At 45.8% G+C, this 11,536-nt stretch carries 12 protein-coding genes and 3 tRNA genes; 5 read left to right on the plus strand and 10 right to left on the minus strand.

Going from position 1 to position 11,536, the window contains the following annotated elements; genetic code table 11:
- Window positions 1–319 precede the first annotated feature (319 nt).
- Together NBH14_RS28085 and NBH14_RS28090 are read left to right on the plus strand one after the other, a co-directional pair.
- Window positions 320–1,672, plus strand: a complete 1,353-nt coding sequence (locus NBH14_RS28085; protein WP_186962054.1) for an MATE family efflux transporter — start codon at window positions 320–322, stop codon at window positions 1,670–1,672.
- 161 nt (window positions 1,673–1,833) lie between these two features.
- The gene (locus NBH14_RS28090) at window positions 1,834–2,412 is read left to right on the plus strand and encodes a DUF4251 domain-containing protein (protein WP_046145373.1); all 579 of its coding nucleotides are present in this window, start codon (window positions 1,834–1,836) and stop codon (window positions 2,410–2,412) included.
- Between the two features lie 127 nt (window positions 2,413–2,539).
- Here the strand turns inward: NBH14_RS28090 and NBH14_RS28095 are convergent, their stop codons facing one another.
- Entirely contained in the window at window positions 2,540–3,751 is a 1,212-nt protein-coding gene (locus NBH14_RS28095; protein WP_186962053.1) for a DUF4934 domain-containing protein, read from the minus strand.
- Window positions 3,752–3,896: 145 nt separating this feature from the next.
- On the opposite strand from NBH14_RS28095, the gene NBH14_RS28100 reads away from it, so the two are divergent.
- The 3 genes from NBH14_RS28100 to gltA all read left to right on the plus strand — a co-directional run bounded on the left by NBH14_RS28100 (window position 3,897) and on the right by gltA (window position 6,658).
- Complete coding sequence (locus tag NBH14_RS28100; protein ID WP_186962052.1) at window positions 3,897–4,280, plus strand: co-chaperone GroES; 384 nt, start codon at window positions 3,897–3,899, stop codon at window positions 4,278–4,280.
- A gap of 95 nt (window positions 4,281–4,375) precedes the next feature.
- On the plus strand, window positions 4,376–5,173 hold the full coding sequence (locus tag NBH14_RS28105; RefSeq protein ID WP_007654998.1) for a sulfide/dihydroorotate dehydrogenase-like FAD/NAD-binding protein: 798 nt from the start codon (window positions 4,376–4,378) through the stop codon (window positions 5,171–5,173).
- Window positions 5,174–5,185: 12 nt separating this feature from the next.
- Window positions 5,186–6,658 carry an NADPH-dependent glutamate synthase gene (gltA, locus tag NBH14_RS28110; RefSeq protein WP_186962051.1) on the plus strand — a complete coding sequence of 491 codons (1,473 nt, stop codon included), beginning with the start codon at window positions 5,186–5,188 and terminating at the stop codon, window positions 6,656–6,658.
- 272 nt (window positions 6,659–6,930) lie between these two features.
- Here gltA and NBH14_RS28115 read toward each other — a convergent pair whose 3' ends face one another.
- The 9 genes from NBH14_RS28115 to pyrE all read right to left on the minus strand — a co-directional run bounded on the left by NBH14_RS28115 (window position 6,931) and on the right by pyrE (window position 10,904).
- Window positions 6,931–7,275, minus strand: coding sequence for a HepT-like ribonuclease domain-containing protein (locus NBH14_RS28115; protein ID WP_186962050.1), 345 nt, complete (start codon window positions 7,273–7,275; stop codon window positions 6,931–6,933).
- Window positions 7,268–7,567: a nucleotidyltransferase family protein gene (locus tag NBH14_RS28120; RefSeq protein ID WP_186962049.1), complete on the minus strand. Its 300-nt coding sequence runs from the start codon at window positions 7,565–7,567 to the stop codon at window positions 7,268–7,270. The genes NBH14_RS28115 and NBH14_RS28120 overlap by 8 nt, the downstream gene beginning before the upstream one ends.
- A gap of 110 nt (window positions 7,568–7,677) precedes the next feature.
- Window positions 7,678–7,750, minus strand: a tRNA-Gly gene (locus NBH14_RS28125).
- Window positions 7,751–7,765: 15 nt separating this feature from the next.
- Window positions 7,766–7,850 (minus strand) — tRNA-Leu (locus NBH14_RS28130).
- 19 nt (window positions 7,851–7,869) lie between these two features.
- A tRNA-Gly gene (locus NBH14_RS28135) sits at window positions 7,870–7,942 on the minus strand.
- A gap of 88 nt (window positions 7,943–8,030) precedes the next feature.
- On the minus strand, window positions 8,031–8,483 hold the full coding sequence (locus NBH14_RS28140; protein ID WP_186962048.1) for a hypothetical protein: 453 nt from the start codon (window positions 8,481–8,483) through the stop codon (window positions 8,031–8,033).
- 4 nt (window positions 8,484–8,487) lie between these two features.
- A complete protein-coding gene (gene argH, locus NBH14_RS28145) occupies window positions 8,488–9,825 on the minus strand; it encodes an argininosuccinate lyase (protein ID WP_186962047.1) in 1,338 nt (445 codons plus the stop codon).
- A gap of 11 nt (window positions 9,826–9,836) precedes the next feature.
- Window positions 9,837–10,247 carry an SRPBCC family protein gene (locus NBH14_RS28150; protein ID WP_128132919.1) on the minus strand — a complete coding sequence of 137 codons (411 nt, stop codon included), beginning with the start codon at window positions 10,245–10,247 and terminating at the stop codon, window positions 9,837–9,839.
- An 18-nt stretch (window positions 10,248–10,265) separates the two neighbouring features.
- Window positions 10,266–10,904 (minus strand): orotate phosphoribosyltransferase, encoded by a 639-nt coding sequence (gene pyrE / locus NBH14_RS28155; protein WP_028729716.1) that lies wholly within the window; start codon window positions 10,902–10,904, stop codon window positions 10,266–10,268.
- Window positions 10,905–11,536: the final 632 nt, after the last annotated feature.

Consider the following 11,536-nt stretch of genomic DNA (forward strand, 5'->3'; position numbering starts at 1 on the left):
ACTACAACAAGGTCGATTTTAGCCAAAATTTGAGAACAAGAACTTTTTCCAGAACTAATTTTCTTTCTATTTACTATACAAAATGCCAAAGAACTTTTTGAGATATGTTTTTACACAGTCTCTTGAGAGGGGATAAGGGGTGTGTTAAAGCTAGTTATAGGGCGAAACAATAACACACCCCCTTCCCCCTCTCAAGAGGGGAGCCGGTTACAACCGGTCGATAATCGGATAGTTCATATTTGCTAATAACTGAACCCCATATAAACTCAAAACGATCTCTAATAGAACGAAAGTATAACAAGATAAGTGTAGATGAATTATGGCAAATGAAATAATCGGACGGCTGGAGAACGAGAAAGTGAGCCGTCTGCTGTTACAGTATGCTATCCCGGCGGTGATCGGGACGATGGTAAATGCTTTGTATAATATTGTGGACCGTGTCTTTATTGGTCAGGGAGTCGGTGCGCTGGCTATTGCCGGACTGACGCTGACCTTCCCGATCCTGCTCTTCTTGCAGGCATTCGGTATGCTGGTGGGTGCAGGTGCGGCTACCCGTGTCTCCATCCATCTGGGCCGGAAAGCGAACGAGATGGCGGAAAAGGTCCTGGGAAATGCCTTTACGCTGACATTCATTATTACGATCATCACAGTTGTCCCTTGTATGATCTGGATGGAGGACCTTCTGCTGGCCTTTGGCGGAAGCGAACAAACGATTCCTTATGCCAAAGACTATCTGAATATTGTGGTCCCCGGAACGATCCTGACTTCGCTCAGCTTTGGTTTCAACGCTGTCATGCGTGCATCCGGCTATCCGAAGAAGGCCATGTTTACCATGTTGATCGGAGCGATAGCCAACGTGATACTCGACCCGATCTTTATCTTCTGGCTGGATATGGGTATCCGGGGGGCGGCCATTGCAACGATCATCTCCATGCTGCTCAGTACCCTGTTCGTCATGAACCATTTTATTCAGAAAGACAGCATTGTCCGTTTCCATAAAGGCACTTTCAAACTGGAACGCCATGTGGTATGGAATATCCTGACGATCGGTGTTTCGCCTTTCGCCATGCAGCTGGCGGGCAGCTTGGTTGTCGTTATCCAGAATTACGCCTTGAAGCAATATGGCGGCGACCTGGCTTTGGGGGCCAACGGCATCATCACCAGCGTCGGGATGCTTCTGGTGATGTTGATTATCGGTATTGCACAGGGGATGCAGCCGATCGTCGGCTTCAACTACGGAGCCGGTCAGCATAAGCGCGTGCAGGATACCCTGTGGCTGGTGATTATCACATCGACCGTTATTATGGGGATCGGTTGTCTGTGTAGTGTCCTGTTTCCGGAAATAATAGCCCGGGCCTTTACCAACGACTCCGAACTGATTGAGGTGACGGCAAACGGTTTGCGCATCAGTTTGTTCGTCTTCGTGGTGGTCGGTTCGCAGATCTCCATCAGCCAGTTCTTCCAGAGTATCGGTATTGCCTGGAAAGCGATGTTCCTGAGTCTGAGCCGTCAGTGTCTTTTCCTGATTCCTGCCCTTTTGACATTCCCGCATGTGTGGGGACTGGACGGGGTGTGGTATGCATCACCGTTTTCAGACTTCATTGCGGCCGTAACTGCCTGGGGTTTCCTGTGGTACCATGTTAAAAACATAAAAAGTAAGGGGATAAATTGAACTTACCGGCACGTTATTTGTCTATATATACAAAAAGAGATATATTTGACGCGGATGGCCTGGCTAAGAAAAATGTACATTGATGTTTTAATCCGCGTTATCTGTATCATCCGCGTCAAAAATATCTCGGTATCCGATTAACAATTAAAAAGAATAGAAGTATGAAAAGAGTATTATTATTGCTAGCTGTCCTGCTGTTTAGTGCCGGTTCAGGGACAATGATGGCACAACAGGATAAAGCAGCCGAGAAAGCTGCCAAGAAAGCAGAGAAAGAAGCCCGTAAAGCAGCCGAAGAAGCTGAAAATATGGCATTGTTCGAACAAGCCGTCCAGGCTCTTAACGACAAGGACTTCGTGCTCGAAGCCGATCGTGTGGAATTTAAACGCGGACGTTTTGTTTATGTCACTCCGAGTACCAACTTCGTCTCTATGGATGGCAACCGCGCAACCATCCAGTTGGCATTCAACGGTGCTTACGCAGGCCCTAACGGTATCGGCGGAATCACTGTAGAAGGAAATGCTTCGAATGTGGAAATGAAGACCGATAAGAAAGGCAATATTACTTTCAGTATGATGGTACAGGGCGTAGCCGTTTCGGCAAACGTGACTTTCCGTATGGTGAAAGGTTCCAACAAATGTACGGCCACTGTCAGTCCGAACTTCAACAGCAACCGTGTTTCATTTACCGGTACCCTGTATCCGACCGAACAGTCCAACGTGTTTAAGGGACGTTCCATTTAACGTAACAGATAACACAGATAATACAGATCGAGCAGATTGACGCAGATATTTTAATTAAATCTGTGTTCATCTGCTCGATCTGTGTTATCTGCGTGCCATTTGCATTTTAAACGATCACTCTGCCTGATTATTTCTTTATCTGATCTACCGTGTGGAACAGCATGATCTGTAAAACTGGATTGGCGTCGTCATCGAGTGTTTCGATAAGTTTTTTCAATTCGGCATCGCCATGTTTACCTTCGGCTTCCTGTAACGCGTAGACCTGGCGGGTACGTACGGCAATATGGCTATTCTGTGTTGTGTTCCAGTTGGTGATGTGCGGATAATCGTCCATCAGCGTCCAGTATGAATTGCCCGGGTAGTCGGTCATTTTGTAGATCTGGTTGTCTTTCTTGTCATAGATGTAGTAATGCTCGTCGACATACGGCTTATACGAATGGCAACGCAGGATATAGAACATCAGGTAACGCCCGGTTTCAATCGTCGGATGCACCTGGGCAAAAGTTGTTGGATATTTACTTTGGTCAATGATACGCGGAATGACCTGCAAGTCTTGCCGGATTTCAAAGATGGTATCATTGCCCAAATTAGCCATAAAGGCCCCTTTAGGACTCTTCACCAGGCTTCCGTAGGCCAGACGTCCATGACTATCGTGAGGCAGTTGGGTAGGAAAGCGAATCGGTAATTTTTTTACCGTACTTCCGTCCTCTTTGCGGGTGACCGAGTAACGCGGACCTCCCGGGTTATATCTGAAATAATTGAGCAGGAGCGAGTCGTTTAGAATCGTGATCTCTTTCGCTTTATTAGGAAAAGTACGTTTGTAATTTCCTTCCAGGTCGTAGACATACGTGCACCCTTTCTTTAGGTTGGCATCCTGAACAAATATTTCTTTCCGCAGTGTATCGACGGCATAGCTGCTTATGTAACTGTATTCGCCCGGTCCTCCGCCTCTATGGTCGATTTTTCGGAGCAGGCTACCGTTTCTTTTGAATATGTAAATGGCTGATTGCTCTTCTTGTGCATAAATGAGGTCGTTTGTCAGCAAATACTCGTTGCCTTCGCATGTTCCTCTTTGCCTTAAAAGTGTACTGTCGTTGGTCTCCAATGGAATATATAATGCATCGGAGAGATCGCTCAGGCGGATATTCGTTTCCGGATAATTCTCTTCTACATTAAAAAAGATAGGTTTTTCTCCTTCATACCAGACGGGAGCGGCCGGTTGTATTGCTGTTTCTGCCGTTTCTTCTCCGTTATCCGGTTGTGCGGCGGAATCTTTTTTCGTACCAGAGCAACCGGTTGCCAGGAAAAAAGTAAAAAATAGAAGAGGTAATGTTTTCATGTTGTAGTCTGTTATAAAATTGGCGTAATATAAGAATAAAGAAGAGTCAGGCAATGTCTATGGCCGTTTTTTATACTTATTTGTCTCGTATATAAAGATATTTTGTAGATTTGTTCTCATTATTAATTCTATTCATTAAGTAATTATGCAATTATCAATCGACCAAAAAGACATAGACAAATTCATCATGATAGGCGACAAGGTGCTTATCAAGCCGAAGAATCCGCAGAGTCAGACCAAATCAGGCCTTTACCTGCCGCCCACCGTACAGCAGGAGAAAATACAAAGCGGCTATATCATCAAGGTAGGTCCCGGTTTTCCGCTGCCCTCGCAGAAGGAAGAGCACGAAGTATGGGAGAAGAAGGAAGACGAAGCCGTCCATTATCTGCCTTTGCAGGCGCACGAAGGCGATCTGGCCGTTTATTTGCAGAATGCCGCCTACGAGATTAACTTCAATGAGGAAAAGTTCCTGATCGTGCCCCATTCGGCTATTTTAATGCTGCTTCGCGACGAAGGATTGTTCGAATAAAGCCTTTTTCTTTGGCAAAATACTAATAGATTCACTTTTTTGATATATTTTTGCAAGCAAATCAACAAAATAAACTATCAACAGTAGCGATTAGAATGAATAAAATTGTAAGTAAAGAACATTTCTCTGCCAATGTCGTGAAGCTGGAAGTGGAGGCTCCTCTGATTGCCCGCTCACGCAAAGCCGGTCACTTTGTGATCGTGAAGGTGGGAGAGAAAGGTGAACGTATCCCTTTAACCATTGCAGGTGCAGATACTCAGAAAGGAACCATCACACTTGTGATTCAGGCTGTAGGCGGTTCGTCCAAGAAGATCTGCGATTTGAACGTAGGCGATTATATTACCGACCTGGTAGGTCCGCTGGGACAAGCTACCCATATCGAAAAGGTTGGTACCGTAGTTTGCGCCGGAGGTGGTGTAGGTGTAGCCCCGCTGCTGCCTATCGTTGAGGCTTTTCATAAGGCTGGCAACCGGGTGATCGTTGTTCTGGCGGCCCGTACGAAAGACTTGGTGATTCTGGAAGAACAGATGAGTGCAAACTCAGACGAAGTGATCGTTATGACCGACGACGGCTCATACGGAACCCAGGGACTGGTAACAAACGGCGTGGAAAGTGTCATCAACCGTGAGAAGGTAGACCTTTGTGTAACCATCGGCCCGGCCATCATGATGAAATTCGTTTCAGCCCTTACAAAGAAATATGAGATACCTACTGTCGCTTCGTTGAACACGATCATGGTAGACGGAACCGGCATGTGTGGTGCTTGCCGTATCACGGTAGGCGGAAAGACCAAGTTTGTCTGTGTGGACGGACCGGAGTTCGATGCCCACCAGGTTGATTTCGATGAGATGCTTATGCGTCTGGGTGCTTATAAAGATATTGAAAAGAAATAACCACTGAAACAAATGACAACAGCAGAATTAATTGCAGCCCGCCGTTCCGAACCCTGGAGAGAAGAACTGCGCAAAAGCAAAAAAAATAAAGAACGCACGGATATCCCCCGTGTAGAAATGAATGAACTGGATGCCGAATACCGTAGTCATACCCGCCTGGAAGAGGTGAACCTGGGATTGACGAAGGAACAGGCCATGCAGGAAGCACAACGTTGCCTCGACTGCCCGAATCCGACCTGTATGGAAGGCTGTCCGGTAAGTATCAATATCCCGACGTTTATCAAGAATATCGAACGGGGTGAATTTCTGGAAGCGGCGAAGGTCCTGAAAGAAACCAGTGCCCTGCCTGCCGTTTGCGGCCGTGTATGTCCGCAGGAAAAGCAGTGCGAAAGCAAATGTATCCACCTGAAGATGAAAAAGGCTCCTGTTGCTATCGGTTATCTGGAGCGTTTCGCAGCCGACTACGAACGGGAGAGCGGCAATATTTCCGTACCGGAGGTTGCAGAAAAGAACGGTATCAAGGTAGCCGTAATCGGTTCCGGTCCTGCCGGATTGTCTTTTGCCGGTGATATGGCGAAACGCGGATACGACGTGACGGTGTTCGAGGCGCTGCACGAGATTGGCGGCGTATTGAAATACGGTATTCCCGAATTCCGTTTGCCGAATAAGATTGTAGACGTGGAAATCGAAGGTCTGCGTAAGATGGGAGTGAAGTTCGTCACGAACTGCATCGTCGGAAAGACTATCAGTTATGACGACTTGCATGAAGAAGGCTTCAAAGGCTTCTTTGCCGCCAGCGGTGCCGGTCTGCCTAACTTTATGAATATACCGGGCGAAAACCTGATTGGTGTTATGTCGTCCAACGAATACCTGACACGTGTCAACCTGATGGATGCCGCCAATCCGGAAAGCGATACGCCCGTATTGCAAGGCAAGAAAGTGGCCGTAATCGGTGGTGGTAACACGGCGATGGACTCTGTACGTACAGCCCGCCGCTTGGGAGCCGAACGTGCTATGATTGTTTACCGTCGTAGCGAAGAGGAAATGCCTGCCCGTGTGGAAGAAGTAAAACATGCCAAGGAAGAAGGCGTGGAATTTATGACGCTGCATAATCCTATCGAATATATCGGTGATGAAAGGGGACGTGTCAAACAGATGCGTTTGCAGAAGATGGAGCTGGGCGAACCGGATGCTTCCGGACGTCGTCGTCCGGTGGCTATCGAAGGAGCCATCGATACAATTGATGTGGACGAAGTAATCGTCAGCGTCGGTGTTTCTCCTAACCCGCTTATCCCGCGTGCCTTCAGCGGCCTGGAAGTAAGCAAATGGGGAACAATCGTAGTCGATCAGGATACCATGCGTTCCGCTTTGCCGGATGTATATGCCGGAGGCGATATCGTTCGTGGTGGTGCTACCGTAATCCTGGCCATGGGCGACGGTCGCAAGGCTGCTGCCGCGATGGATGCCGGCTTACAAGGAAAATAATCCGTATCTGATAAAGATAAGGCCCGGTCTGATTGCAGGCCGGGCTTTTTTATTGTTTGTGAAAAAAACGTCAAAATAACTGTTATAAGCCGAATTTTAAGCGCTTACATCCGAAATGTTATTGGAATGCTAAATTAATTCTTATATTTGCGTTTAATCGATTATTCAGAAAAGACATATAGAGAGGTAAAGAAGATATTTATACGATAGTTATAAATATTGGTGTGTCTATGAAGGGAGGGCTGTGGCAGAAATGCTATGGCCCTATTTCTTTATTGAGGGTGGTTGAGCAGGTCTAAAACATCTTTCTTTAAAGCAGGTATGTGTTTGATGATGAGTCCCCAAAGAAATTCAGTAGTGATACTGTCATAGCCATGTATTACTTTGTTTCTGGTGTTGACAATTGCTCTGGCATTAGGTAATATAAAAGTCGGGTCTATCTTGAGAATCCGATTGACAGCTTCCCCCATTATTTCAACATTACGTTCAACAGCCCTTTGTCTAAGGGTGTCTTTTCTAAATTCCTCAAATAGTTTGGGGGCATCATCAAAATAACTTTCCACATCATTGATAGAAAGAAGCACATCGTACAGATGTTTTTCGATATATTCATCCATAGATTAATTGCTTTGAAGAGTCAATGTTGTTTCGTAGAATGGGATTTCGTATAGCTTTATCTTCCAATAAGTCTACATCTCTACGGAAGATATTGGACAGTGCATCTCTTAAATCAAAGAAATTGTCTGCATAATCTTCCGGTGTGACACCCTCGAAATCCACTAATAAATCGATGTCACTCTTATCTGTAAACCGATTGGTTAATACAGAGCCGAAAGCAAACAATTTCTTTACTTTATGCTTTTGGCATAAAGCGATAATTCCGGGTAAGTAATTACTGAAGAAGTTCATATCCTTTGTATTTAGTTATAACAAAGGTATATATAATTCTTTAAACGGGCAATAGGCTTAAAAATAAAAAGCCCCGATATTGCAAGCAATACCGAGGCCTTTTGGAAGCGAGCGGAAGACGGGACTCGAACCCGCGACCCTAACCTTGGCAAGGTTATGCTCTACCAACTGAGCTACTTCCGCAATTAAATCAAACTGTACTCGAAGCGGGACTTGAACCCGCACAGCCGCAATGGCCAAAGGATTTTAAGTCCTTCGTGTCTACCGATTCCACCATTCGAGCATCCCTTCTCTTAGAGATGAGCGGAAGACGGGACTCGAACCCGCGACCCTAACCTTGGCAAGGTTATGCTCTACCAACTGAGCTACTTCCGCATTGTTTTCGTTTGCGTGTGCAAAGGTAGACGAAATTTTTGTATTTGCAAACATTTGACTAAAAAAATCTCTTTAGAGGATGATTTTTTTAATACCGGATTAATAATTTGTTCCCCTGCTGAGTGACATCGAATCTCGTTAATGCAAATTCTGACGGGCCATCTGACGGAGTTCCAGAACCATACGCGATATTGTATTTTGTTCCGCATTCTGGACATTTTGCCTGGCCGGTGTTGTCTGCTTTTACTGTTATGTTCTTTTTAGCTTCATAGGGACAACAAAGGTCATAAGCATAATATACGAAATTACCATTGGAGTCAACACTGCAAACAACCAGAACTCCCGAATAACCTAATTGTGTGCCGTAATTTTGACCGTCGGTAGAAGTTATCTCTTTAAAATTATAGAGTCCAACTAAATCTTTGTCTTTGTAGGTCAAATCCAGTTCCAGATATACCCGTGCATAAGGAATGTTCGAGACGTTTACCTTATTGCACGACATCGCCAACAGTACTACCAAACAAAAAAATATTCTTTTCATATGTTTATGCTAACAGTTCCTTTTCTGCTTCGTTTACTTTACTAAACGAGAAACCGTCAATAATATTTTGCATCAGAGCAGAAATACTATCATTGCATAGATTACCGATACTACCTTCGTGCGTATGGCTGACCGCTTTATTCGGAGTGAATTTGCCCGCTTCTATATTCAGACCGACCTGTTTGTAAGCGTCGCGGAAAGGCACACCCTCCAATACGAGACGGTTCACCTCTTCTACGCTGAACAATAAGGCATATTTGTCATCTTCCAAAATATGGTCGTTCACCTTTACTTCGCGCATCATGTGCGTTACCATGCGGATACAATCCTTCAGTTCGTCGAAAGCAGGCAGGAACACTTCTTTGATAATCTGCAAGTCGCGGAAATAACCCGACGGCAGGTTGTTGCATATTAATGTAATCTGCTGCGGCAGGCCCTGTATCTTGTTACATTTTGCGCGGGTCAGTTCGAACACGTCCGGATTCTTCTTATGCGGCATAATGCTCGAACCCGTCGTAAACTGGTCCGGCAATTTGATGAATCCAAAATTCTGGCTGTTGAACATGCAAGCATCGAATGCCAGTTTTGAAAGCGTTGCGGCAATGCCCGCCATAGCGAAAGCTACCGTACGTTCCATCTTGCCGCGTCCCATCTGTGCATAGACAACATTATAGTCCATCGAGTCGAAACCCAGCAGGTCGGTTGTCATCTGTCGGTTCAGCGGGAAAGATGAACCATATCCGGCTGCCGAACCCAGCGGGTTACGGTTGCATACCTTATAAGCCGCCTGCATCATCTGCAAATCATCCGCCAGGCTCTCGGCATACGCCCCGAACCACAGGCCGAACGATGAAGGCATCGCAATCTGTAAATGCGTATACCCCGGCATCAGTACTTCTTTGTAACGGTTACTCTGGCTGATCAGCACCTCGAACAAGCCGTTCGTCAGTTCTACCAACTCCCGGATTTGTGCACGCGTGTACAGTTTCAAATCCAGCAGCACCTGGTCGTTACGCGAACGTCCGCTATGTATCTTCTTGCCGATATCGCCCAGGTGGCGTGTCAGCATCAGTTCTACCTGCGAATGGACGTCTTCCACGCCCTCTTCGATCACGAACTCGCCGCGGTCGGCCACGGCATAGATGTTTTTCAGCTCCGCCAGCAGAACCGCCAGTTCTTCTTTTGCGAGCAACCCGATGCTTTCCAGCATCGTTATATGAGCCATTGAGCCAAGAACGTCGTATTTAGCCAGATAAAGGTCCATCTCGCGGTCCTTACCTACGGTAAATGTTTCGACTTCCTTGTCTACCTGTACATTTTTTTCCCAAAGTTTCTGAGCCATAATGCGGAGAATTAATAGGGCAGGGAGGCAATCACAGTTGATATTTTGTCGAGAGCGTCCTGCAACGGTTTTGATACCATCGGTTTGATGAACGGGTTCAGATCGGCGCGGATCGTCATTTTCAATCGCGTATCGGCCTCTTGCACTTGTTTCAGTTGAATCCACAAGAAGAGTGGCACGGGCGAATTGGTTGTAGTAAATTTGATCGTTTTGTTCGGTTCGCGTTCTACGATCTGAAAAGTTATTTTACCTACGGGATCGACAGCGAAACTGCAAGAGTCGCTGTCGAACTCGAAGTCTTTGATTTTATCTTGTGGAATGCGGTCCTTCACCCGTTCCAGATTGGAAAGGTCGGACAGCATTGCATAGACACGATCCTCGTTATAGGGGATCGTTTTGATCTCACTTACAAATTCTGTCATCCTCGGGTTGTTAATAAATTAAGCTTCGGGATTCCAGTTAGCAGGGTCTTTGCGCCATTCCTGCAAAGTGGCGATTTCCGATTCGTCGATATAGTCTGTGCGTACAGCTTCTTCGATAACGGCGTCGTAGTTGCTCAGTGTAGTCAGCGTAACTTTAGCGTCTTTGAATTGTTGTGTTGCAACAGGGAATCCATGAGTAAAGATGGCAACCATACCAACCACGTCGCAACCGAAGTTACGTACAGCCTGCACAGCTTTCAAGCTGCTACCGCCGGTTGATACAAGGTCTTCGATAATCACTACTTTAGAACCCGGTTTCAGTTCACCTTCAATAAGGTTTTCCAATCCATGATCTTTCGGCGTTGCGCGGATATATACAAAAGGCAGTCCAAGCAAATCTGCTACCAGTGCACCCTGTGCGATAGCTCCTGTGGCAACTCCTGCGATAGCATCTGCGTTTTCATATTTTTCGCTAATCACACGTGCCAGTTCCAACTTGATAAAACTACGAACAGCCGGATAAGAAAGCGTCTTTCTGTTATCACAGTAGATCGGTGATTTCCAACCTGAAGCCCAGGTGAACGGATTTGCCGGTTGTAATTTAACGGCTTTAATCTTCAATAATTTCTCTGCAACTAATCTTTCCAGTGTTTTCATACAATCCTACATATATATTTATATCAGTCTGCAAAAGTAGGCAAACTGAATGAGATAACCTTGTAGAACCCGAAAAAAATGAGGGGTTAAAAAGATGTTATTGAAAATAAAAGGCCACCGGGCAGCCTTCGGGAGGCGTTGACCGGCAGCCTTATCCCTACGGCAGCCGCAGCCGTATCCTAAGGGATAGTTTCAAATACAGGGTGATCCCTTTCCGTGCCAGGCGGAGCAGCAGGGCTGGGATAAGTTTCAGTAACGATAGCCGTTTTATCATCTGTTGACGGTTTAAAATGAAACAAAAAATTAAGCAAAGCAAGAATGAATTCGATGATTCGTTTGAATTTGGACATGGTTGTTTTAGGGTTAAATATGGTATGTGGTAATATGGCTTGAATTTTATCAGAATTGAACTAGTTAAGTGTTGTTGCTTGTCCTGAAAGGACTAACTGTGAATAGCCCCCGGTGAAGCCGGGGGATTGGGAATGGCATCCGGCCGGTGAGCCCTGAAAGGTAGGGTGTTCAGTAAAGTGTTCTCATTTTAGCATACTTTTTTTAGTGTTTGATTCCGCATGGAGACTAGGTTTGGCGATAGTTTTTTTGATGCCCATTCATTGATATCCTTGAGTCGAATT

This window comes from Parabacteroides caecihominis (genome assembly GCF_023656785.1).
GTDB lineage: Bacteria > Bacteroidota > Bacteroidia > Bacteroidales > Tannerellaceae > Parabacteroides > Parabacteroides segnis.